Annotated in this window: 22 protein-coding genes and 1 riboswitch; of the genes, 19 read left to right on the top strand and 3 right to left on the bottom strand. The window is 69.3% G+C overall.

The genetic code is table 11. From position 1 onward, the window contains the following. The first annotated feature begins 151 nt into the window (after positions 1 to 151). Positions 152 to 228, top strand: a riboswitch (cyclic di-GMP riboswitch). 71 nt (positions 229 to 299) lie between these two features. The 9 genes from M3M55_RS12490 (at position 300) to M3M55_RS12450 (ending at position 9,187) form a co-directional block, all read left to right on the top strand. Then, positions 300 to 827, top strand: coding sequence for a type II secretion system protein (locus M3M55_RS12490; RefSeq protein ID WP_249009833.1), 528 nt, complete (start codon positions 300 to 302; stop codon positions 825 to 827). Between the two features lie 84 nt (positions 828 to 911). Beyond that, positions 912 to 1,661 (top strand): A24 family peptidase, encoded by a 750-nt coding sequence (locus M3M55_RS12485; protein ID WP_249009832.1) that lies wholly within the window; start codon positions 912 to 914, stop codon positions 1,659 to 1,661. A 118-nt stretch (positions 1,662 to 1,779) separates the two neighbouring features. Continuing rightward, complete coding sequence (pilM, locus tag M3M55_RS12480) at positions 1,780 to 2,937, top strand: pilus assembly protein PilM (RefSeq protein WP_249009831.1); 1,158 nt, start codon at positions 1,780 to 1,782, stop codon at positions 2,935 to 2,937. Continuing rightward, the gene (locus M3M55_RS12475; RefSeq protein WP_249009830.1) at positions 2,934 to 3,722 is read left to right on the top strand and encodes a PilN domain-containing protein; all 789 of its coding nucleotides are present in this window, start codon (positions 2,934 to 2,936) and stop codon (positions 3,720 to 3,722) included. Before pilM ends, M3M55_RS12475 begins: the two co-directional genes overlap by 4 nt. Beyond that, the gene (gspM, locus tag M3M55_RS12470) at positions 3,719 to 4,438 is read left to right on the top strand and encodes a type II secretion system protein GspM (protein ID WP_249009829.1); all 720 of its coding nucleotides are present in this window, start codon (positions 3,719 to 3,721) and stop codon (positions 4,436 to 4,438) included. The genes M3M55_RS12475 and gspM overlap by 4 nt, the downstream gene beginning before the upstream one ends. Continuing rightward, positions 4,435 to 5,397 carry a hypothetical protein gene (locus M3M55_RS12465; protein ID WP_249009828.1) on the top strand — a complete coding sequence of 321 codons (963 nt, stop codon included), beginning with the start codon at positions 4,435 to 4,437 and terminating at the stop codon, positions 5,395 to 5,397. Before gspM ends, M3M55_RS12465 begins: the two co-directional genes overlap by 4 nt. A 12-nt stretch (positions 5,398 to 5,409) precedes the next feature. Then, complete coding sequence (locus M3M55_RS12460; RefSeq protein ID WP_249009827.1) at positions 5,410 to 6,210, top strand: prepilin-type N-terminal cleavage/methylation domain-containing protein; 801 nt, start codon at positions 5,410 to 5,412, stop codon at positions 6,208 to 6,210. Beyond that, on the top strand, positions 6,207 to 7,142 hold the full coding sequence (locus M3M55_RS12455) for a type II secretion system protein (protein WP_256469014.1): 936 nt from the start codon (positions 6,207 to 6,209) through the stop codon (positions 7,140 to 7,142). Before M3M55_RS12460 ends, M3M55_RS12455 begins: the two co-directional genes overlap by 4 nt. 14 nt (positions 7,143 to 7,156) lie before the next feature. Continuing rightward, positions 7,157 to 9,187, top strand: a complete 2,031-nt coding sequence (locus tag M3M55_RS12450) for a hypothetical protein (protein WP_249009825.1) — start codon at positions 7,157 to 7,159, stop codon at positions 9,185 to 9,187. A gap of 86 nt (positions 9,188 to 9,273) precedes the next feature. Here M3M55_RS12450 and M3M55_RS12445 read toward each other — a convergent pair whose 3' ends face one another. Genes M3M55_RS12445 through M3M55_RS12435 form a run of 3 tightly spaced genes read right to left on the bottom strand, consistent with a single transcriptional unit; the run spans position 9,274 to position 12,750 of the window. After that, positions 9,274 to 10,605 (bottom strand): pilus assembly PilX N-terminal domain-containing protein, encoded by a 1,332-nt coding sequence (locus M3M55_RS12445; RefSeq protein WP_249009824.1) that lies wholly within the window; start codon positions 10,603 to 10,605, stop codon positions 9,274 to 9,276. After that, positions 10,602 to 12,059, bottom strand: a complete 1,458-nt coding sequence (locus tag M3M55_RS12440; protein WP_249009823.1) for a hypothetical protein — start codon at positions 12,057 to 12,059, stop codon at positions 10,602 to 10,604. Before M3M55_RS12440 ends, M3M55_RS12445 begins: the two co-directional genes overlap by 4 nt. Before the next feature lie 34 nt (positions 12,060 to 12,093). Further along, on the bottom strand, positions 12,094 to 12,750 hold the full coding sequence (locus M3M55_RS12435; RefSeq protein ID WP_249009822.1) for a hypothetical protein: 657 nt from the start codon (positions 12,748 to 12,750) through the stop codon (positions 12,094 to 12,096). Between the two features lie 204 nt (positions 12,751 to 12,954). On the opposite strand from M3M55_RS12435, the gene aroC reads away from it, so the two are divergent. The 10 genes from aroC to M3M55_RS12385 are packed head-to-tail and all read left to right on the top strand — an operon-like array spanning position 12,955 to position 21,600. Then, positions 12,955 to 14,136, top strand: coding sequence for a chorismate synthase (aroC, locus tag M3M55_RS12430; RefSeq protein ID WP_249009821.1), 1,182 nt, complete (start codon positions 12,955 to 12,957; stop codon positions 14,134 to 14,136). After that, positions 14,133 to 15,665: a bifunctional shikimate kinase/3-dehydroquinate synthase gene (locus M3M55_RS12425; RefSeq protein WP_249009820.1), complete on the top strand. Its 1,533-nt coding sequence runs from the start codon at positions 14,133 to 14,135 to the stop codon at positions 15,663 to 15,665. Before aroC ends, M3M55_RS12425 begins: the two co-directional genes overlap by 4 nt. Then, complete coding sequence (locus M3M55_RS12420; protein WP_249009819.1) at positions 15,662 to 16,105, top strand: type II 3-dehydroquinate dehydratase; 444 nt, start codon at positions 15,662 to 15,664, stop codon at positions 16,103 to 16,105. The genes M3M55_RS12425 and M3M55_RS12420 overlap by 4 nt, the downstream gene beginning before the upstream one ends. Then, entirely contained in the window at positions 16,102 to 17,211 is a 1,110-nt protein-coding gene (locus tag M3M55_RS12415; protein ID WP_249009818.1) for a Xaa-Pro peptidase family protein, read from the top strand. Before M3M55_RS12420 ends, M3M55_RS12415 begins: the two co-directional genes overlap by 4 nt. Before the next feature lie 38 nt (positions 17,212 to 17,249). Next, positions 17,250 to 17,810, top strand: coding sequence for an elongation factor P (efp, locus tag M3M55_RS12410; protein WP_249009817.1), 561 nt, complete (start codon positions 17,250 to 17,252; stop codon positions 17,808 to 17,810). A 3-nt stretch (positions 17,811 to 17,813) separates the two neighbouring features. Next, complete coding sequence (gene nusB, locus M3M55_RS12405) at positions 17,814 to 18,215, top strand: transcription antitermination factor NusB (protein WP_249009816.1); 402 nt, start codon at positions 17,814 to 17,816, stop codon at positions 18,213 to 18,215. Positions 18,216 to 18,229: 14 nt separating this feature from the next. Further along, on the top strand, positions 18,230 to 18,685 hold the full coding sequence (locus M3M55_RS12400) for a hypothetical protein (RefSeq protein ID WP_249009815.1): 456 nt from the start codon (positions 18,230 to 18,232) through the stop codon (positions 18,683 to 18,685). Further along, the gene (locus tag M3M55_RS12395; protein ID WP_249009814.1) at positions 18,682 to 19,410 is read left to right on the top strand and encodes a TIGR00730 family Rossman fold protein; all 729 of its coding nucleotides are present in this window, start codon (positions 18,682 to 18,684) and stop codon (positions 19,408 to 19,410) included. Before M3M55_RS12400 ends, M3M55_RS12395 begins: the two co-directional genes overlap by 4 nt. A gap of 29 nt (positions 19,411 to 19,439) precedes the next feature. Next, entirely contained in the window at positions 19,440 to 20,903 is a 1,464-nt protein-coding gene (locus M3M55_RS12390) for an ATP-binding protein (protein WP_249009813.1), read from the top strand. Continuing rightward, entirely contained in the window at positions 20,896 to 21,600 is a 705-nt protein-coding gene (locus M3M55_RS12385; protein ID WP_249009812.1) for a response regulator transcription factor, read from the top strand. The genes M3M55_RS12390 and M3M55_RS12385 overlap by 8 nt, the downstream gene beginning before the upstream one ends. The last annotated feature ends 168 nt before the right edge of the window (positions 21,601 to 21,768 follow it).

Genomic DNA, 21,768 nt, shown 5'->3' with positions numbered 1-21,768 from the left:
TGCGCACTCACTGAGCCTTCGTCCGCGGGAAGCTGTGAAGCTGCTGACCGATCGCGGGGAGAGAGCTCGGAGACAGACGAAATGCCAATTTCTTGCTCTGGGTCTAAACCCGGCTTGAGAACTCGCCGATAACGGCCTTGCCAGCGTAACTCGGTGCCAAGGGCAAACCATCTGAAAGGATGGGACGCAAAGCCGCGAGCCTCAGATTGAGGTAGTCGGGTTGCCGCCGTCGGTTCGGGACCCAGGAGCCTGGCGTGTTCACGCGCAACCCAGATTCCTTTCAGGAGGACCCTATTCCCATGCTGACCAAAGTACGTCGCAGACTGGAGCAGGAAGAGGGCTTCACCCTCATCGAACTCCTGGTTGTGGTCCTGATCATCGGCATCCTCGCCGCGGTCGCGATCCCGACCTTCCTGTCTCAAAAGAACAAAGCGACCGACTCCAACGCGCAGTCCAACCTCAAGAACGCGCAGACGGTCGTTGAGTCCTACGCGAACGGTAACGGAGGCGCGTACCCGGCAGGTACCGGCAACGTCATCAACCAGGTGACGGGCCTCAGTACCGACAGCGACGCAACCGCGCTTGGATCGGGCAACCAGCAGGTCTACTACTCGAGCCCCGGTGGCTCGGGTGACACCTACTTGCTCTGCGCTCAGGGGTCGACGAACTCAACCCCTCACCTGTGGTTCATCGAGGAGAACAACGGCCAGACCACATACGCCGAAGCCACCGGGTCAGGGACGTCCCTCACTCAGTGTGCGAGCGTCACGGCCGTCCCGAGCGGCGCCACGACCTCCCAATCGGGGTTCCCAGCGATCACGAACTGATGAACTGACGGGGACGGGTTAGGGCGGGCCTTCGGGCCCGCCCCCACGCCTTTAATCGCCGCGAGACCGACTAGGTTTCCACCCATGGGCATCCTCCTCGCCGCCGTCGCCGGTCTGCTCCTCGGCTCGTTCTTCAACGTCGTCATCTGGCGCCTGCCCCGGCACGAGTCGCTGGTCACGCCCGGATCGCACTGCCCCCACTGTTCAGAGCCCGTCGCTCCCTATGACAACGTCCCGGTGCTCAGCTGGATCGTGCTACGCGGACGCTGCCGGCACTGCGGAGGGGGGATCTCGGTCCGCTACCCGGCGGTCGAGCTGGGCACCGCCGCCCTCACCACCGCGGTCGCGCTGTTTCTTCACTCCAGCCAGCGGATCGCGCTCGGGGAGATCCTCGTCCTCACGCTTGTGCCGGTCGCGCTGATCGACCTCGAGCACCGGATCATCCCGAACGTGATCCTCGCCCCCGCGGCGGTGGCGGCGCTGATCGCCGGCGCGCTCACCCGGCCGGCGGGCCTGCCCGAGCAGGCGCTCGCCGGCGTGGGCGCCGCCCTGTTCCTGCTCCTGTTCGCGCTCGCCTACCCGCGCGGGATGGGGATGGGAGACGTGAAGCTCGTCGGCCTGCTCGGCCTCTGTCTCGGGCGGTCCGTCGCCGTGGCCATCCTCGCCGCTCTCATCCTCGGGGTCGGGGTCGGCGTCGGTGTGATGGCACGCGTCGGGGTGACCGAGGGACGCAAGACCGCGGTCCCGTTCGGTCCGTTCCTCGCCGCCGGCGCGGTGATCGCGCTGTTTGCCGGGCCGCCCGTCGTGCACTGGTACCTGCACAGCGTCCTGTGATTCCCGCCACGGGAACGGTGCCCTCGGACGCCAGACCCAGGTTTCCGGCCAATCGCCGACAAACCTGATGAAAGGCTCAAGTCTGCCCCCCGGGAGGCCGACAGTTCAGTGAGCGCTGATGTCCCTCCTGCAGACAGAAATCCCGTCCCCCCGCCAGGCGCTGTCCGGGCTCCGGGAGCGCCGCAGCACCGCATCGCCTAGGCGAACGGCGCGCAGCGGCACACGCGCGGGCGGCCATTCCCGGCGGTCCGTTGTCGGCCTTGACATCCAGTCGAGCTTCGTGGCGGCCGCGGAGTGCGACCCCGGAACGGTCGCGGTCCGCCAGGCTGCGGATGCGGAGCTTCCCGCCGACCTGCTCCGGGACGGTGAGGTGATCGACCCGGAGGGGCTCGGCGAGTTTCTCAAGACCTTCTTCACGGACCACGCCCTCAGCCCGCGCGTACGGATCGGACTTGCCAACCAGCAGACGGTGATGCGGATCGTCGATCTGCCGCCGATCACCGATGAGAAGCAGCTCGCCTCAGTGGTCCGGTTCCAGGCCCAGGAGCACATCGCGATGCCGCTCGAGCAGGCTGTCCTCGACTTCCAGTCTGAGGGGCTCGTCGGCACGGCGGACGGCCCGCGGACCCGTGTTGTGCTCGTCGCCGCGCGCCGAGACATGGTGGAGCGACTGCTCGCCGCCACGACCGTCGCCGGGCTGCGGGTGGAGGGCATCGACCTGTCCGCGTTTGCGCTCATTCGCGCGCTCCACCGGCCCGCCGACGGAGCCGCTCTCTGTGCCTACGTCAACGTCGGCTCGCTCACGGAGGTGGCGCTCGCCACCGAAGCTCAGTGCCGCTTCCGGCGAGTCATTCCCTACGGACATGACCAGATGGTCGCCGACCTTGCGGCCCGCCGAGCCCTCACCACCGAGCATGCGCGCGGCTGGATCGATCATGTCGGGCTTGCGGAGCCGGTCGACGCGATCGAGGGACAGGCCGAGATTATCGCCCACACCCGGGACAGCCTGGAGGAATCCGTTGCCCGCGTCGCCACTGAGATCGGGGCCACGATCGACTTCCACGCCGGCCAGGACGGTGGGGTGCCGACCGAACGGGTGATCCTCAGCGGGGTCGCGAGCGCGATTCCCGGCTTCGGGGAGCGGCTCGCCGGTGAACTCGGCCTGCCGGTCGAGGTGAGGACGGTGCCGGAGGCACGCCCGGGTGTCCTCAGCGAATGTGAGCCGTCCCGGCTGACTATCGCCGCAGGGCTGACGACGACCCGGGTGCCCGCATGAGAGCGGTAAACCTCATTCCGGAGGGGGCCCGTGGCGGTCGGGGGAACCGTTCCCGGCAGCCCGGGGGCGGCCTGGGGGCCGCAGAGAACTTCGGGCCCGCGCAGGTCGCCGTCATCGTCCTCGTCGTGGTCGTCGCCCTCGTCACCCTGCGCGTCTTGGCCGACAACCGCGTCAACGACAAGCAGGCGACCCTGGCGGCGGTGCGGACCCAGGTGAGCACCGAACAGGCCCAGGCGACCAAGCTGAGCGTCTACACGAGCTTCATCGCGAACGTCACGCAACGGGAAGCACAGATCCGGACGATCGCCGAGCAGCGGTTCCCGTGGAAGGGCACTTTCGATCAGATCAGTGAGGTGATGCCCGCCAGCACGTCACTGACGTCCCTCGGCGCCACGACGAGCGCACCCGCACCCGCAGCCTCGACAGCGGCATCCGGGCCGACGTTCACGCTCGCCGGGTGCGCCCACACGGCGAATCAGAACGGGGTGGCGACACTGCTGCGGCGCCTCCAGCTGATCAGCGGCGTCACCAACGTCGGTTTCCAGAGCAGCACCCGGTCGAGCAGCTGCGGGGACAGCTTCAACGTCACGCTCGGTTTCGCCGCTCCGGGCACGACTCCGACAGGCCCGGGCACCAGCACCGCGGTGCCCACCTCCACCTCCGGGGCCACAGGGTCGGCGGCAGGCGCGACGGGCACGACGACCGGAGCGACGGTGGCCCCGATCACCACTACGACCCCGGCGCCGTCGGGGACCACTGCGACCACGGGGAGCACGCATCCATGAGCTCGCGCGACCGGTCGTTCGTCACGGCGATCGTCGTCCTCCTTGTCGCCGTCGGCGGTTACTTCCTGTTCGTCGCGCCGGAGGACCACAAGGCCAACCAGTTGCAGGCGTCGATCAGCTCGACGCAGGCGGCCCTGCAGAGCGCCGAGGCTCAGGTGCAAGCCGGGCTGCGGTCCGAAGTGCAATACAACGCCTACACCCGTCAGATCAAGGCGCTGCAGACCGCCGTCCCGAGCGATCAGCAGATCCCTGCGCTCATCAACGAGCTTCAGGCGGCGTCCGATCGCACCCACGTCGGCTTCCAGGCGGTCTCGGTGAGCGGCAGCCCGAGCACCTCCGCCGCTGCGACCAGCACCGCCCCCTCCACCGCTGCCGCTGGCGCCACATCGACGTCAGCCGCCGCGTCCTTCCCGAGCCAGAGCTTCAGCCTCTCCTTCACCGGCAACTACTTCGCGGTCGCCAATCTCCTCGGCACTCTCGCCAGCTTCGTCCATGCTGATGACCGCAGCTTCCACGTCAGCGGGCGTCTCATCAGCATCTCTTCGGTTTCCCTCAGCCCCGGCGGCTCCGGTACCGGAGGTGCCCAGGGTGGCCCTGGTGGCGTCACCGCCGCAGTCACTGCGGTCGACTACGACCTCCCGGGCGATCCGTTTGCAACCACGGCAGCCTCGACCACCAGCGCGACTCCCGCCGCCCTGGTCACCCCACCACGATGAACCTCGACTCGCCCCGTCGCCACCTCGCATCCTTCACGACCGATCCCCGGGGACGTCAGCTTCTCCCGGTGATGGCGTTGTTGATCCTTGCGCTTGTCGCAATCCCGGCACTGCTCTCCCGTTCCGGAACCGCCTCCCACCTCAGCCCGCTGCCCCCGGTGCCGGTGATGAGCCCACCGGCCGGCGTGGCGATCACCAGACCGGCTCCGACCCGCCCGGTCGCCCAGCCGCGGATCTCAGGGCCACTTCACAACCCATTCATCAAGCCGAGCAGCCCAACCAGCGCCGCGGTGCCCCGTGGAGCCGTCACGGCAGCCGTCAGCGCGCCGATCACCCCAACGGTGGCGACGGTTGCGCCGGTCCGGCCCGTAACCCCGACAACGGTGGCTCCCAAGACCCGTACCGTCACGGTCACCGTCACGGTGCCAACGAAGGCCCCCCCGACCGCCCGACCGAAACGGCCACTGTCCCCTGCTCCCTACAGCCTGATGGAAGTGCAGGCGTCGCTTCGCCAACAGGGCGCCACGGCGACCGTATTCAGGAACCTCAGCCGCGATGAGATGCTTCCCGAGGCACAAGGGGCGTTCATCACCTTTCTCGGGGTCAAAGCCGGAACGCAGCGGGCCGTCTTCGTCCTTGCCGAGAACACGACCGTGACGGGAACGGGCCGCTGCGCCCCGGTCGCCGGACACTGCCGATTCCTCGTGCTCGCCCCCCGTCAGAGCGTGACCCTCGAAGTGACCCCAGTGACAGGCGCCGTCGAAACGTTCCACTTCCGCTACCGGGCGGTGCACAAGGTGACCACGAGCGCGAACATCGTCACGGTGGACCCAACCGGCCGCCTTTACGTGAGGGGGCTCGCCAGCGACCTGCGCCCGCTCAGGACCATCAGCTACACCCCGCGCAGCGGTCTCCTCCACATCCGCCTCGGGCGAACTCACTCGGTGGGCGGATCGTGAGGAGCCGGACTCATGGCTGGCCACGACCGTACCATCTGCACCTGTCGGCAACGGTCGGCGTACGCTCGAGAGCGCCTCACCCCAGAGGCGGGGTTCACCCTCATTGAGCTGCTGGTGACGATGGTCGTGTCGATCATCGTGCTGGGAGCCGGCACATACGGGCTCGCCCAGGCCTTCAAACAGAACACGGAGGTGATCGCCCATGCGTACTCCGGCAGCCAGGGCGAGGTTGGGCTCGAACGGCTCGTCCTCGACCTGCGCCAGGCTGTGAACGGAAGCTGCGCCGGCGTGAGCGGTATCGAGGTGGCCCAAGAAGCCTACGGCAACGGGGCCGTGACGACGGTCAGCCTGTGTGATCCCTCGGGCGTCCCGACGAGCTACACGACCACGAGCGCGAGCCAGACAACCACGGTGGCGGGCCTGAGCAGCGCCGCCGAGCCGGTGATCTGGACATGCAACACGGCCAACAGCACGTATGCGAGTGGTTCGCTCACCGTCGGTCCGGAAAGCTGTTTGCGGACCGCAGCGGGGGTTACGGGGATGGAGGTGCACGGCCTGATCTCCCTGGACCTCACCGGTCTCGTCGACGGATCGACCACGCCCAGCCCGATCACGGCAAGTGGGGCGACAAATCTCTACACGCTCAATCTCACGGCCGCCGCTGGTGAGGCCGGAAGTCTCAGCTGGGTTGGTCTGAGTGCGCAGCTCGCCGACCTCCAGGACCCGAATAACCCGACTGACCTCAGCACCGTCACCGCCTCAGCGCCGTTTGCCGTCCATACCGGCGCCAGCCTTCTCAACTACGGCACATGAGCGGTCGAACCGACACTTCCGAAGCCGGTTTCACCCTGATTGAGGTGCTCGTCGCTGCGCTCGTCATCGTGATCGTCCTCACCGCTCTGGCCGTGATCTTCATCACCGGCCAGAACCAGGCATCGGCCCAGGTGGAACAGACACAGATCATCAACCTCGCCGACCAGCAGCTCGAGCAGATCAGGTCCTTGGTGCGCTCAAGCGCCAGCGGCTTTGATGCGCTTGCGCTCAGCGCCACGCCGACGCTCCAGAGCAGCGCGATGATCGATGGGACCTTTCAGGATCCCACCAACTTCGTCTTCAACACCAGTCCCGCCTGCTTTGAGATCGACAACAACTACGACAATCTCGTCGAAACATCGACGCGCCCCTACGCTAGTCAGCCCGAGGGCTTCACGGAGTGGTCAGACTGCGGCAGTTATGGAGAGCCGCTGGAGGAGATCCCCAGCGGCGCGCTGGTGACAGAGCTCAGCACGCCATCGGCGGCCTGTGCGCTGGGGGCGGGGACGGAGCCGAGCACGGTCAACAGCCCTTGTCTGGCGACGCTGGGCGCCAGCGAGTTCATGATCTACACCTTCGTCACCGACACCTACGTGGGCTGTGGCAACGGCTCCATGTTGTCAAGCAACACCATCACGACCGCCGCGACCAGTCCCGCCTACAGCTGTCCGAGTGTCGCCAACGGTGTGCTGAGTGCGAGTTCCTGCGTCAACGGAAGCGGGACTGGGACCTTCGGGACGGATGCACAAACGAGCTCGCCCTGCGCCGACGCCCGGCGGGTCACGGTGGTCGTGGTCCCCGTCAGTGGGCACGTCCACACCCAACTCGCACGCTTGACGCCCGTTTACCTGAGCTCGATCTTCACAAACCCATCGCCCACCAGCGCCTCGGACAGTGGCGCGGTGGGAATCATCCTCGGAGGTGGATCGTGAGCAATCATCCGGCGTTGAGGCGATCGTGCTCTGCCGAGGACGGTCAGGCGCTCGTTCTCGCCCTCGTCATTCTCGTTGTCGGCCTTGTGCTCGGTCTAGGCGCCGTCGCCTTTGCCCTGAACACCAGTCAGCAGACCGCCCACGACCAGCGCACGCGCGCAGCCCAGCAGGCGGCCGACGCCGGCACCCAAACCCAACTCTATGACAACGTGAACAGCCTCAGCAGCGGCTTCAACCTCAACGGCGGCCCGCTCGGGCTGAGCGATCTACTCGACTGTGCGGTCCCCGAGCTGAATCCTGGGGTGGTTGCGGGGACCGTGCGGCTGTCCGCTCGACCCGCCGGTCTCTGCCCCACCGTGTGTGTGCTCGCCAGCGGGAGCTGCAGCTTGCCCTCAGCGAGCACCGGTAGTTGGCAGCCGGTTGATAGCGAGACCTACCAGGAGTCTGAGTTCTTGCCCAATGCGGTTCCCCAGCAAAGCCAGAGTGCATCCACCAGCAACGGGGACGACGTCCTCTTTCCAGAGATCGTCGCCATCGGCTGTCACACAACGGCGAGCTCCAATGAGGACGCGTCCTGCAATGACGGAGGTCCCGGCAACAGCTACGCGCGCCAACTCACCCTGTTGAAGCCAACCGGACCTCTGCAGGCGGTGGAAGCCCGCAACGACGTCACGATCAACTCGTCGCTGACGGCGCTCACAGATGTGCTCGACGGGGACGTGCAGTGCGTGGCACTGCTCTGCTCGCTGACCAACACGACCCCGAACGTGTTGAGCGGCCTGACCAATCTGACGAGCCTGCTGAGCCTCGGCACCGTCAGTGCCGTGGTCTCAGGGGTGATCGGCAACACCGCTGCTCTTGGCGTGGTGGACGCCAATATCGCCGCGGGCCATGACCTCTGGCTCCCCAATCCCACCGTGGACCTCAATTCGAGTACCGGGACGCTCAGCCCTCTCAACAACACCAACCTCGCTCAATCCCTCGTAAACCTCGGGAATTCGCAGCCGAATCCGACGAGCCTGATCCCGACCTTCGAGTTCGGCAACGCGGTCTGTGCCGATGGGGCCCCCGCGAGCTGCACTGCCGATCCCACTGACGGATCGAGCGGCACCCCGGTCGCCGCCATCCAGCCGGATTACGTCAACACCGGCGGGAATGCGTGTACGCCGGGGGACCCAAACGCTCAATGCTCACTGCGACGCCCGGCGTTTCGGCTGACCACGGGGCCGACCGGCCTCACCGGCATCAGCTACAGCGGCGGCGGTTCACTCAGTGACAACTCTGGAATGCTGTCGGTCAGCGGCGACAGCGCTTCTGACCCGGGAACCATCACGTTCGCCGGTGGGGGCGCCTACACGCTCTGTGGCCTCATGGCCGACGCCAACGTGACCCTGGCGGTGGGCGGCTCCGGAGGGGTGCAGATCTACGTGGAGGCTCCGGGTGCCAACGGCTGTCCGAGCAGTGCCACCAACAGTGCTGCCGGAAGCGTGGTCGTCTGTGGCGGGGTCGACAACTCGGCGACGACCGGGGGACTCAACCTTGTCAGCGGTGCGGTCAATCCATCCGCGATGCAGATCTACGTGCAGGGCACGTCAACCACGTTCGGCGGCGGCAGTCTCACGGTCGGCTCCAGTGACGCCGCCGTCACCGGCTGCCCTTGGAACGGGTCTACCGGCACCTACAGCCCAGGACTGGGCAACCCCGACCCCGCGACCCAGGTGTACATCGGCGGTCCGTCCGCCGCGACGCAGGCGCTCGTCGTATACGCCCCCCAGTCGGAGGTGAGCGTGCAGAGCTCGGCCGCGTTCGAGGGTTCCGCCATCGGCTGGAACGTCGACATGACCGCCGTTTCGGTGCTGCAAGACCTTGACCTCGGCAACTATCCGCTGTCACCGGTGATCAGCGCATATCAGCCCGCCCAGAGCCTCGCCTGCGACAACTCGATTGAAGCGCTGAGCTTCACCGAGAGCGGCAACCCGCCCCAGAACTTCGGCGCTGGCGCCCCGTTGAGCTCGGGTAACGCTGGGGATCTGAACGGCTGCTGAGCGCGGCCCGCCTGAGCGCGGCCCGCGCTGCCGCCTGTCCCAGGAGGGGACCTGCGGTTCCGCAGGGCAGCTTCCCCTCAGCGCTCTCAGCCGCACCCGCCCATCGGCGATCCCGACGGTGGCTGGACGCTGCAGCGCCCCCACGCCGAGCGGTAGTAGACGCCCTGGGTGCTGACCTGCAGGCTGGCGACCTGAGGGTTCCAGGTGTAGGTGGACGAGCCGTTCACCGTGATGTCGTTGGCCGACAGTCCGCCGGTGAAGGAGGCGCTGCCGTTGAAGGTGACGTTGGAGGTCGGGGCATACAGGGTGCCGTTGAAGGTGCTCGACCCGTTGAAGGTGATCGTGTTCGGCGCGTAGACGTAGAGCTGAAGTGCGGTCGGGTTCTGAGACGGATTGCTCCAGATCGGCTCCTTCCCCGACGCGCCGCCGAGGCCGAAGCTTCCCGACCCCTGGGGACAGCCGGAGCCCGGGTCACTGGGTGAGTCGATGTAGATCGCGACGCTCGCGCTCGGGGCGACGTTGAGGACGACGTTGCCGCTGACGTTGAAGGAGCAGTAGTTGTAGATGCCGCCGGTGAAGGTCACCGTCGCCGGCCCGGTGGCCGAGAACGCCCGGCCGGTGGCGGTGTAGCTGACGCTGCCGTTGCCGTTGGTGGTGGCCACGAACGCGCTGTTGTCGTTCGTCGTCGCCGAAGAACCGGGGTTGACCGGCGAGAGCACGATCGGACCGTTCAGACGCGTCGGCGTCGCAGGTCCGTTGTAGCTGCCGCTCGGACCGAGGTAGACCTGGTAGCCCGGCAACGGCACAAACGAGCCGTTGACGAGGATCGTGCCGTTTGAGGCCTCGGTGTAGTTGGAGGTGTAGGAGCCGTTGTGGACGATGCTCTGCAGGCCGATGAGGCCCGGGTAGGGAAACAGCGGCGTCCCGGCGAACGCGGCGACGCGCATCTCCGAACGGACGCTCACCCCGTGGCTCATGCCGGTCGCCGACAGGCACACGTTCGAGACGCCGACGACGTTGGTCACCATCGAGCCGACGCACGTGCCGCTGCTGGCCAGCTGCGGTGTCGTCTCGTACTGGTAGGAGGCGCCGTCCCCCAGCGTCGCCACCGAGCTCGTGCAGACCCCGGCGGACGACGGGGCGCTCACCCCATCCCCGACGCAGTCACCGGCGGACGGCGCGAGCATGTTGTAGCGGTAAAGGGCGACCTGGAGGCCCGCCTGGGCGGCCTCAAAGGCCTGGCGCTGATCCATGTTGCGCCGCGTTCCCTGGGTGGTGTTGACCGCGAGGGTGACCGAGGCGGCGGCGAGCAGGGAGATGATCATCAGCGCGGCGAGGGCGACGATCAGGGCGACCCCGGACTCATCAGCCAGCCGGGAGGGCGAAGGGGAGGGCTGGGACATCGACTCGGCTTTCATGGGCTGGTGAAAGAGATCGCGGAGGAGCTGTTGAGCTGCAGCTCGGTCGGGTACTGGGCGCTGTCGTAGAGGAGGGCGATCGCATCGTTGACGTTGGCGGCCATCCACACCCGCAGCCCGATGCGGTCCCCGGCCGGGACGGTCACCCCACCGGAGGCGTAGTTGAAGCTGTACTCGACGTTGGAGGGGGAGGTCGGCCAGTTCGCCCCCGTCGATGGGTCCGTCGCCGCGACATACCCGTCGCCGCCGAGGGCGGTCGGCGGCCAGGAGAACAGGTCCGCCAGTGACCCGGCGATCCCTCCTGACGGCGGGATCGCATACACCTCGACACACAGGGTGATCACCGCGCTTGCACCGCCCTGGGTCTGGGTGAACAGGTTGAGCGCCCCCGTCCCGGTGAGCGTCGTCTGGGTCGCCAGCGGGGCGGTCACCCACATCTCGTTCTGGGCGTTGAGCAGGCTCGTGCTCCAGCTCGCCCCGCTGCTGCAGTCAGACGTGCTGCCGGTCCCACAGCCGCTCGTGTTCCCACACAGCGGCTGCAGCAGCCGGCCACCCTGATATCCGGTCGTCCCGAGGTCGGTCGAGTACTGCAGCGTCGAGTTCGTCCCGGTCGGGATGTTCGTGTCCATCAGGTCCGGCGTCGGACAGCCGCTCGTCAGCAGCGACGTGATCTCGGAGGCGAGGGTCAGCGTGCTCGAGCAGGTCAGTCCGCTGATCAGACCGACGGTCGGATCGGTTGGGTGCGAGGTTGTCGGGGCGCCACAGCTCGTGTTCGTCGCCGCGCAGTCGTGCACGTAGAACGTGTTCGGCACCCCGGAGGTGATCGGCGCCTCACACGGCCCGGTCGTCGTCGTCGTGCCCGTCTGGGTCGAGCAGGTCGTCCCCCCGCTCGTGACCGGGTTGCCGGAGGTGCCGTTGGCTGTCCCCTGATTGGGTGCGGCGTTCGGGTCGGTCACCACGGCGGAGACGTACACCGGCGAAGGCGCTCCCGGCCCGGTCATCGTCACCGCAACGGTCACCCGCTTGTAGTCCGCGGAGGCGGGACAGCCCGGACTGCACCCGGTGTCGGTGACCCAGGTGACGAAGTCGTCGACCGTGCCGCTGTAGCCGCCCTCGCTCCAGCTCGACGACGGTACGACCGTCCCGTTCGTCGTGTCGACGTCAAGGGCCTCCGCGGGACTTGACCCCTGGTTCCACGCGAACGTCGCGGGGGGGCCCGCGGTCACCCAGTAGTCGGGGTTCCCGGGGTCCGTGGACGGTGACGGCGCGGCGGTCAGTCCGACGGACGCGTACGGAAGTCCCTGCACCCGCTCCAGTTCGCGCTGGGCGACCTGGGACATCGACGCCTGGCGTTCGCTGCTGGAGGACAGCTTCTGGGAGGCGACGAAGCCGGTCAGCAGCCCCATGACCCCGACGGTGAGGATCAGCACTGCGGCGAGGGCCTCCACGAGCATGAAGCCCGCCTCACCGCGCGGGCCGGGGCTGCGCTCAGTTGTTCTGCACGATGACATTGCGGATCAGCGCCCCGTCGGAGAAGGCGATCGTGTGGTTGAGGGTGAGCGCGGGGCTCGCCACCCCGTCCGCGGCCGGCACGTCGATCGTCGCCGTCACGTAGTCGGGGGTGACCGGCACCGGGGTCGTCGTCGTGCCCGTCCCGTAGGTCGGGGCGGGCGCCTCGGAGGTCCAGCTGAACACCGGTGCGGCGGTGGTGCCGTTGGTGATGTCGGGAATCACCGTGGTTGCGGTGCTGAGGGGCGGGAGCGGGTCGGTCACCCCGGTCTGGAGCCGGACGCAGGAGCGGTCGCCGTTGGCGATCGGGATGTCACACTCGTAGTAGACCTGGACGTCGGTCCCGCCGATGCTGACGTCCATGTCGACCGAGTTCGGGCTCGCGGCGATGATGTTGTTGGCCGCGCCGATCTGGGTGACCATCGCGTCGAGCTCGGTCTGGGCGCTCCCCTGGGCGGCGTCATAGCTCGCGTTCTTCTGCTGATCGCGCTGGGAGGCGATGAGCAGCGCCCCGATCGAGCCGAGGACGATCACGGTGACGAGGGCGGCGATCAGTACCTCAAAGAGGGATTGGCCGCGCTCCTCCCACAAGGCCGCGCGGACACGCAGGCAGAAGGTTGGGGTACGGGTCGACATCACGACGGGTCTGACGGTGGCCGTTGGCACCGTCCCTTTCTCCAGGACTGCTGGTGTGTCGGCGGTTACCGTGCGGGCCTTGAATCAAGCGTCCGGAAGCGGACACCCCGTTGGTCTGCCGACCCGGTCCGGCCGGGCGCCCGCACCGGCGCGGGGGCGCCCACGCGCCCCGGCGCCGCCGCCGCCGCGTAACCTAGGGCCCCCATGCCGCTGAAGCTGATCACCGCCGGGGAGTCCCACGGCCCCGGTCTCACCTGCGTCCTCGAGGGCCTCCCCGCCGGCCTGACCCTCGACCGGGAGCGGATCGACGCCGACCTCGCCCGCCGCCAGCTCGGCCACGGCCGCGGCGGCCGGATGAAGATCGAGACCGACCGCGCCCAGGTCACCTCCGGGGTCCGTCACGGCCGTACGCTCGGGGGCCCGATCACGATCACGGTGCCCAACCGCGACTACGCGAACTGGGAGGAGCGGATGAACCCGTGGCCGGTCGCCGCGGAGGTGCCCGAGGTGCACCTGCCGCGCCCCGGTCACGCCGACCTTGTCGGCACCCAGAAGTTCGGGCTCAGCGACGTCCGCGACATCCTCGAACGGGCGTCCGCCCGGGAGACCGCCGCACGCGTCGCCGGCGGTGCGCTCGCCAAGGAGTTCCTGCGTGCCCTCGGGGTCGAGGTGTACTCCCACGTCATCCAGATCACCTCGGTGAGCGCCCCCGCCTACGTGCGCCTGTCGCCCGGCGACTTCGCCGACGTCGACGCCTCCCCGGTCCGCTGCCTCGACCCGGAGACGAGCGCGCAGATGGTCGCCGAGATCAACACGCTGCGGAAGGCGAACGAATCGCTCGGCGGGGTGTTCGAGGTCCAGGCCTTCGGGGTGCTTCCCGGGCTCGGCTCCCACATCAGCTGGGAGGAGCGCCTCGACGGCCGCCTCGCCCAGGCGATCCTCAGCATCCAGGCGATGAAGGCGGTCGCGATCGGCGACGGCGTCGAGGTCGCCGGCCTGCCGGGCTCTAAGGCCCACGATGAGATCTTCTATGACCCCGAACGCGGCTACCACCGGGAGACCAACCACTCCGGCGGTGTCGAGGGCGGGATGACCAACGGCGACCCGGTGATCGTGCGCGGCTGGATGAAACCGCTGCCGACGCTCACCAAGCCGCTGCGCTCGGTCGACATCGCCACCCACGAGCCGGCCCAGGCGCTGCGCGAGCGAACCGACTCCTGCACCGTCCCGGCCGCCGGTGTCGTCGGGGAGGCGATGGTCGCCTACGTGCTCGCGGACGCCTACCGAGCCAAGTTCGGCGGCGACCACATCGATGACGTCCGGGCCGCGGTGGAGGCGTACCGGCGGCGGATCGGCTGGCCGGAGCCCGACCGCTCCCAGCCGTGACGCGCAAGTTCGTCCTGATCGGCTTCATGGGGGCCGGCAAGAGCACGGCCGCGCGTGCGCTCGGGCCGGGCGGCGCCGACGTCGACCATGTGATCGAGGAGCGGGCCGGCGAGTCGGTTCGTGACATCTTCGCCCGCGCCGGGGAAGCGCACTTCCGTGCCCTCGAGGAGCAGACGACCCTCGAGCTGCTCGCCGACCCGTCCGTGCGCGCCGTCGCACTCGGCGGAGGGGCGCTCGGGTCCCCGGCGATCCGTGCGGCGATCGCCGCCCACACGGTCGTCTGGATCGACATCGACGTCGACAGCGCCTGGCACCGGGTCACCCACAGCCACCACCCCCACCGGCGTCCGCTCGCCAGCGACCCTGAGCGGTTCCGGGCCCTCTACGCCGAACGCCACGACGGCTACTGGGAGCTGGCGGACGTCATCGTGCCGGCCAACCGGGCCCGGGAGATCGCGCAGGTGCTCACCTGCCTGGACGGGCTGCCGGATCGGCCGGGGCTGCGGACGCTGTGGGCGGCGAGCGCGTCGGGTGACTACCCGGTCCACATCGGGCCGGGTCTGCTCTGTGAGGCGGGGTTCTGGCCGGCCGCGGTGACCGGCCGGCGGGTGATCGTCTCGGACTACAACGCCTTCCGCCACCACGGCGCTCACCTCAGCCCTGCCTTCGCGGACGTCCGGATCATGCCGGGGGAGCAGTCCAAGACGATCGCCCACGCGGAGATCGTCTGGACCGAGATGGCCCGCCACGGCGTCACCCGCTCTGACGTCGTCGCCGCCCTTGGGGGCGGCGTCGTCGGTGATCTCGCCGGGTTCTGCGCGGCGACCTATCAGCGGGGTGTCCCGGTCGTCCAGGTCCCGACGACCCTCGTCGCCCAGGTCGACTCCGCCTACGGCGGCAAGACCGGCGTCGATCTGCCGGAGGCCAAGAACTACGTCGGCGCCTACCACCAGCCCGCCGCGGTGATCGTCGACCCGCTCACCCTGACGACCCTTCCGGAGGCCGAGGTCGCAGCCGGCTACGCCGAGGTGGTCAAGACGGCGCTGATCGCCGGCGGGGGGCTGTGGGAGCGCGTCGCCGCCGGGGCTGAGCCGACCGACCCGGCGGTGATCGCCGGCTGTGCGCTGACGAAGCTGCGGATCGTCGCCTCCGACGAACGCGACGGCGGCCCCCGCCAGCTGCTCAACCTCGGCCACACCGTCGGCCACGCCCTGGAGACCGTCACCGGGTACGCGCGCTACCGCCACGGGGAGGCGGTCGGGCTCGGGCTGCTCGCTGCCCTGCGGCTCTCGGGCCAGGACGCGCTGCGCGAGCAGGTCGCCGACCTGCTCGCCGCCCGCGGGCTGCCGACCCACGCCGGGCCGGGGCTCGAGCTCGAGCCGATCATCTTCGCCACCGCCAAGGACAAGAAGCGCACGGGGGAGGGGCCGGTGCCCTTCGTCCTCCTGCGCACCCCCGGCGAGGCCATCTATGGCCAGCACGTCACCCCCGCCGCCCTGAGGGCGGCCGTCAAGGAGTTGATCGCATGAGCGTCACCGGACCGCGCATCGAGGTGATGCACGGCGTCAACCTCGACCAGCTCGGTCGGCGCGACCCCGCCCACTACGGCGGGCTCGGGCTCGCGGAACTGGAGATGGAGATCGCCACCGCCGCCGCCGATCTCGGGCTCGTCACGAGCTTCTTCCAGACCAACCACGAGGGCGCCTTCGTCGAGCACCTGCACGACCTCACCGTCGACGGCGTGCTTCTCAACCCGGGGGCGTGGACGCACTACTCCTACGCGATCCGCGACGCGCTCGAGCTCACCGGACTGCCGGCGGTCGAGGTGCACCTGTCCGCCGTGAGCGAGCGCGAGGCCTTCCGACAGGTGTCGGTGATCGCCGAGCTGTGCTGCGGAACGGTGTCGGGCAAGGGGCCCGACGGCTACCGTGAGGCGCTGTCGCTGCTCAAGGAGGCGTTGCCTGCATGAACCTGCCCTCGTCTCCTCACCCCGCTCGCGTCGACGCGCTGGTCGCGGCGCTGGAGGACGCCGGGATCGACTCACTGCTCGTCAGCGACCTGACCAACGTCCGCTACCTCACCGGCTACACCGGCTCGAACGGGCTCGCCATGGTCGGTCCCGACACGCGCGTCTTCGTCACGGACTTCCGCTACGTCGAACAGGCCGCCCAGGAGGTCGATCCGAGCTTCCGCCAGCTTCACACAGCAACCGCGATCGACCTCGTCGAGGCCGTCGCGGACCTGCTCGCCGGCCCGCCGCTGCGGCTCGGCTATGACGACGAGCACACCTCGGTCGCCGCGTTCGCCCGCCTCCGCGCGGGCCTGCCCGACACGGTCACCCCCGTCATGGCCGGCGGGCTCGTGGAGGGGCTGCGCCGGGTCAAGGACGCCCGGGAGATCGCGGCGATCGCCGCCGCCCAGGCGCTCGCCGACGCGGCGCTGCAGGCCCTGCTCGCCGGTCCGATCATCGGCCGGACCGAACGGGAACTCGCCCTCGAGCTCGAACACGACATGCGCCGGCGCGGGGCGAGCGGGCCGTCGTTCGCCTCGATCATCGCCGCCGGCCCGCACGGCGCCCTCCCGCACGCCCAGCCCAGGGACGTGGCGATCGCCGACGGGCAGCTCGTCGTCATCGACTGGGGCGCGATCGTTGACGGATACTGCTGTGACTGCACGCGCACCGTCGCCGCCGGGCAGGTTTCTGACCGGGCGGCGGATGTGTACGGAACGGTGCTCGAGGCGCAGCTCGCCGCGCTCGCCGCCGTCCGCGCCGGGGCGGACTGCCATGCCGTCGACGCGGTCGCGCGGGACCGGCTGACCGCGGCGGGTTTCGGTGAGCACTTCGGGCACGGTCTCGGTCACGGCGTCGGGCTGGAGATCCACGAGGCGCCGACCCTGTCGGCCCGGATTCCCGCCGGCTCTGATCGCCTCCTCGCCGGGGAGATCGTCACCGTGGAACCGGGGGTCTACCTGCCCGGCGAGTTCGGGGTGCGGATCGAGGACCTGTGTGTCGTCACCGACGGCGCACCACGGGTCCTGACGGCGATCCCCAAGGAGCTGCGGGTCGTCGCCTGAGAGCGCCGGACGGGCACGGGACTACACTCAGGCGGCGCATGATCAGCACAAACCAGTTCAAGAACGGCAACCACATCGACGTCGAGGGCACGATCTTCAAGATCCTCGAGTTCCAGCACGTCAAGCCGGGCAAGGGCGGTGCCTTTGTCCGCACGAAGCTGAAGCGCGCCTCCGACGGCAACGTGATCGACCGCACCTTCCGGGCGGGGGAGAAGTTTCGCCCCGTGCGCACCGAGGTTCGCAAGATGCAGTTCCTCTACAAGGACGGGGTCGACGCCCACTTCATGGACACCGAGTCCTACGAGCAGGTCCAGATCCCGGAGGCGACCCTCGCCGAGCCGCTCCAGTGGATGCGCGAATCGGAGGAGGTCGAGGTGCTCTACATCGACGACGTCGCCTCCGACGTGCAGCTCCCCAGCGCACTGGACTTCGAGGTGACCGAGACCGAGCCCGGGTTGCGGGGGGACACCGCCTCCGGAGGCGGGACCAAGCCGGCGACGATCGAGACGGGAGCGCGCGTGATGGTGCCGCTGTTCGTCAACATCGGTGATCGCGTGCGCGTCGACACGCGCAGCGGCGAATACGTCTCGCGCGCCTGAGCTTTGGCGACCCGCACCGAGCAGCGCCGGGCCGCGGTGTGGGCGCTCTATCAATCCGATCTGCTCGACCGTCCCCTCGACTTCCCCGAGGACACCCACCGCTTCACCCAGCAGCTCGCTGAGGCGGTTCGCGCCCACCAGGACGAGCTTGACCTGCTGATCCGCCGCCACTCCAAGGGGTGGACGCTCAACCGAATCGCCCCGCTGGAGCGGTCGATCCTGCGCGTCGCGCTGTTGGAGATCACCGCGCCGGAGGCCGAGCCCGGCAACCGCCCGATCCCGCCCGAGGGGGCGATTGATGAGGCGGTCGAGACGGCGAAGGAGTTCTGCGGCGCCGACGCACCGAAGTTCATCAACGGTGTTCTGGCCGCCGCCTTGCGCGAACTGCAATCCGACGCCGGCTGAGCGACACTAGAGCGGTGAGCTACACCACCGAATCCGGACGGCGCCAGATCCTTGATGACGCCGCGGCCTGCGCCCACGACCTGGGGGACGCGATCGCCGCCCTCAGCGAGGCATACGAGTTGCTGGACGACCACATGGCCGATCGGATGGAGGCCGCGGTGTTCAAGCCGACCCAGGCGGCCTTCGGCCAGCTCAAACGGACCCTCAGCGAGTTCGCCGCCCGCTACGGCCTGTCCGCCCCGGTGATCGCCGACTCCCAGCAGCCCGCCCCGACCGACCCGCACACCACCCTCGACCGGGTCGCCGACCTCGTCCAGGCCGCCGATGACGGGCTCGCCGAGCTGCAGGACACGCTGCTGCCCGTCGAGGTCGGCGACGCCGAACTGCGCGCCGGGCTGTCGCGCACCCGCACCCTGATCGGCCGCGTGCCCGCCGACGCGGAGGAGCTCATCCGTACCCTCGGCCGATGAGCGAGCCGGGCGCGGAAACCTTCGACCAACGGCTGTTCGACTGGCTCGGCCACGAGCCCCCGGAGCGCCGCCGGGCGGACGCGCGCCTGATCGAACGGATCGCCGCCGAGTTCGCCACCGGCTTTGACGCACTGAGCCGCCTCGGTCCCGCGGTGACCATGTTCGGGTCCGCCCGCACCCCCGAGCACCATCCCGCCTACGACCTCACCCGCCGGACGGCGGCCGCGCTCGGCGCCGCCGGACTGGCGATCATCACCGGCGGCGGGGGCGGGCTGATGGAGGCCGCCAACCGCGGCGCCCGCGACGTCGGGGCGACGTCGGTCGGCGCGAACATCGTGCTGCCCCACGAGCAGGCACCGAACCGGTACCTCGATATCTCGCTGTGCTTCGGCCACTTCTTCGCCCGCAAGGTGATGTTCGTCCGTTACGCCCAGGCGTTCGTCGTCGCCCCCGGCGGCTACGGCACCCTGGATGAGCTGTTTGAGGCCCTCACCCTCATCCAGACCGCGACCGTCGCCGATTTCCCGGTCGTCCTGCTCGGCGGCGAGCCCGAGTGGGGGGGACTCATCCGTTGGCTGGCTGAGCGTGCCCTTCCCGACGCACGGATCGGCGCCGGCGACCTCAACCTGTTCACCCTCGCCTCCGAGCCCGACGAGGTCGTCGCCACCGTCACCGCCGCAATCGACCGGCGGCGGCACGACCGGGAGACCGGCGAGGGGGGCTGAACCGGAGACCGGAGAGCTACGCTCCGGGGATGCTCGCCGTCCGCGACCTGCGCGTCTCCTTCGCAGGCGCCCCCGCCGCCCTCGACGGAGTCGATCTCGACGTCAGCGCCGGTGAGATCGTCGCCCTCAGCGGAGAGCCGGGGTCGGGCAAGTCGGCCCTCGTCAGCTGCGTAGCCGGGGAGTTGACTCCGGTGACCGGGACGATCACCCTCGACGGCCGGCGCCTCGACCCCCGCCGGCGCGCCCCCGCCGCCGGCGTCGCCGTCGTCTGGCAGGACCTCGCTCTCTGCGACAGCCTCGACGTGGCGGCGAACCTGCTGCTGGGACGGGAGACCCACGTCCGCTCCGAGGCTCGCTTCCATGCTGTCGCCGCCCGGGAACTGCGTGAGCTCGGAATCCCGATCCGGGACACCGCGGTGGCGGTGTCGGACCTCAACCTCGGCGAGCGCTGGCTGCTCGCGCTCGCGATGGCGCTCGGTCGGCGGCCACGCCTGCTCGTTGTGGACGAACTCACCGCGTCCCTCGGGGTGCTCGGCACCGCGACCGTGGAACGGCTGCTCGCCGCCGCCCGCGAGGCCGGCACGGCGATCCTGCTCGTGACCCGTGACGTCGATCAGATGTTCCGGATCGCCGACCGGATCGTCGTGCTCGCCCGCGGCCGGATCGCCGCCGCCCTCGACCCGAAGACGAGCTACCGTGATGACGTCGCCGCCCTGCTCGGGGAGGAGGCGGCGATCGCCCACCGCGAGGCCGCCGCGCTGCGCCGCTCACGCGAGCTTCAACGCGAGTTCCTCTCCCGGCTCAGCCACGAGCTGCGGACCCCGCTGACGGCGATCCGCGGCTACGCGACAAGTCTCGCCGCCCCCGACGTCACCTGGGACGGCGATTCCCAGCAGCGCTTCCTCGAGCGGATCGCGACCGAGTCGGCACGGCTCGGCCGTCTCGTCGACGACCTGCTCGACTTCTCGGCGATCGAGTCGGGGGTGATGCGCCTGCAGCCGGACTGGTGTGACCTGCGGCTGGTGATCGAGGCTGCCGTCGCGCTGCTCCCCGACCTCTGGGCCGCCGCGGTGCGGATCTGCTGTGACGTCGACGTGCCCGTGATCTGGGCCGATCACGACCGGCTCGAGCAGGTCTTCGTCAACCTGCTCACCAACGCGTTCAAACACAACGGCGCCGCGATTCACGTCACCATCGAGGGCCGGCTCAGCCACGAGAACGAGGTGGAGATCAGCGTCGCCGACGACGGATCAGGGTTCCCGGAGTCGCTCGCGAACAACCCGTTCGACGCCAACCACCGGCCGCAGTCCCGCACCGCCGGTGCCGGGCTCGGGCTGTCGATCACCCGCGGCATCGTCGAGGCCCACGGCGGCAGCATCGCCCTCGCCCCCGCGGCGGTGGGCACCCGATTCTCGATCCGCCTTCCCGTCGAGGTCGCCGGGGCGACGGAGGAGCCAGAGACCGCGCGGCTGGAGGGGTCCGCCCATGCCTGAGCCGACGCGCGCCCTCCTCGTCGAGGACGATCTCAACATCGTCGACCTGATCCGCTCCAACCTTGCCGTCCGGGGCTTTGACACGGTCGTCTCCCACGACGGGACCGACGCGCTCGTGCTGCTGGAGACCGAGAGCCCGGACATCATCCTGCTTGACCTGATGCTCCCGGACGCCGACGGCTTCGACCTCTGTCGCAAGATCCGGGAGCGGTCCAACGCGGCGGTGATCGTCGTCTCCGCTCGCGGCGGGGAGCGAGACAAGGTGACCGCGCTCAACATGGGTGCCGACGACTACATGACCAAGCCCTTCAGCGTGGAGGAGCTGCTCGCTCGGATCACCGCGACGTTGCGACGGACCCGACCGCCGGCCCGCTCGGGCGCCGAGGACGGCCAGGGCACGCGGATCAGCATCGGTGAGCTGGAGATCGACCTCGCCTCCCAGCGGGTCAGTCGCGCCGGGGAGACGATCCATCTCACCCCGACGGAGTTCAGCCTCCTGCGCGAGTTGGCGACCAACCGCGGCAAGCTGCTCAGCCACGCCCATCTCCTGCGCCGCGTCTGGGGCCCGGCCTACCAGACCGAAACCGAGTACGTCCGCGTCTACGTCGGCCGTCTGCGGGCCAAGCTCGAAACCCCGGACGGTCCGCCGCTGATCATCACCGCACCCCGCGCCGGGTATCGGTTCGCCCCGGAGTAGCCGCCTGGTAACGGCCAGAACCCTCGTGACTCCAGGGCGTTTATGGATTGTTAATGGATGTCACCCGGTTGTTAATGCATCGTTTATGGACCTCCCCGTACGGTCGCCTGAGAGAGAGAATCGCGCCGTGGACCCACCGGGGGCCGTGGCGCCCGAGGAGGTACAACC

Source organism: Conexibacter sp. DBS9H8 (genome assembly GCF_023330685.1).
Classification (GTDB): Bacteria; Actinomycetota; Thermoleophilia; order Solirubrobacterales; family Solirubrobacteraceae; genus Palsa-465.
The sequence above is the reverse complement of the archived record's forward strand: the minus strand, read 5'-3'. Positions and strand labels throughout refer to the sequence as shown.

Excerpts from the sequence above, each read along its gene's own strand:
- M3M55_RS12490 (WP_249009833.1), top strand. The coding sequence starts at position 300 with ATGCTGACCAAAGTACGTCGCAGACTGGAGCAGGAAGAGGGCTTCACC.
- M3M55_RS12485 (WP_249009832.1), top strand. The coding sequence starts at position 912 with ATGGGCATCCTCCTCGCCGCCGTCGCCGGTCTGCTCCTCGGCTCGTTC.
- pilM (WP_249009831.1), top strand. The coding sequence starts at position 1,780 with ATGTCCCTCCTGCAGACAGAAATCCCGTCCCCCCGCCAGGCGCTGTCC.
- M3M55_RS12475 (WP_249009830.1), top strand. The coding sequence starts at position 2,934 with ATGAGAGCGGTAAACCTCATTCCGGAGGGGGCCCGTGGCGGTCGGGGG.
- gspM (WP_249009829.1), top strand. The coding sequence starts at position 3,719 with ATGAGCTCGCGCGACCGGTCGTTCGTCACGGCGATCGTCGTCCTCCTT.
- M3M55_RS12465 (WP_249009828.1), top strand. The coding sequence starts at position 4,435 with ATGAACCTCGACTCGCCCCGTCGCCACCTCGCATCCTTCACGACCGAT.
- M3M55_RS12460 (WP_249009827.1), top strand. The coding sequence starts at position 5,410 with ATGGCTGGCCACGACCGTACCATCTGCACCTGTCGGCAACGGTCGGCG.
- M3M55_RS12455 (WP_256469014.1), top strand. The coding sequence starts at position 6,207 with ATGAGCGGTCGAACCGACACTTCCGAAGCCGGTTTCACCCTGATTGAG.
- M3M55_RS12445 (WP_249009824.1), bottom strand. The coding sequence starts at position 10,605 with ATGAAAGCCGAGTCGATGTCCCAGCCCTCCCCTTCGCCCTCCCGGCTG.
- M3M55_RS12440 (WP_249009823.1), bottom strand. The coding sequence starts at position 12,059 with ATGCTCGTGGAGGCCCTCGCCGCAGTGCTGATCCTCACCGTCGGGGTC.
- M3M55_RS12435 (WP_249009822.1), bottom strand. The coding sequence starts at position 12,750 with ATGTCGACCCGTACCCCAACCTTCTGCCTGCGTGTCCGCGCGGCCTTG.
- aroC (WP_249009821.1), top strand. The coding sequence starts at position 12,955 with ATGCCGCTGAAGCTGATCACCGCCGGGGAGTCCCACGGCCCCGGTCTC.
- M3M55_RS12420 (WP_249009819.1), top strand. The coding sequence starts at position 15,662 with ATGAGCGTCACCGGACCGCGCATCGAGGTGATGCACGGCGTCAACCTC.
- M3M55_RS12415 (WP_249009818.1), top strand. The coding sequence starts at position 16,102 with ATGAACCTGCCCTCGTCTCCTCACCCCGCTCGCGTCGACGCGCTGGTC.
- efp (WP_249009817.1), top strand. The coding sequence starts at position 17,250 with ATGATCAGCACAAACCAGTTCAAGAACGGCAACCACATCGACGTCGAG.
- M3M55_RS12395 (WP_249009814.1), top strand. The coding sequence starts at position 18,682 with ATGAGCGAGCCGGGCGCGGAAACCTTCGACCAACGGCTGTTCGACTGG.
- M3M55_RS12390 (WP_249009813.1), top strand. The coding sequence starts at position 19,440 with ATGCTCGCCGTCCGCGACCTGCGCGTCTCCTTCGCAGGCGCCCCCGCC.
- M3M55_RS12385 (WP_249009812.1), top strand. The coding sequence starts at position 20,896 with ATGCCTGAGCCGACGCGCGCCCTCCTCGTCGAGGACGATCTCAACATC.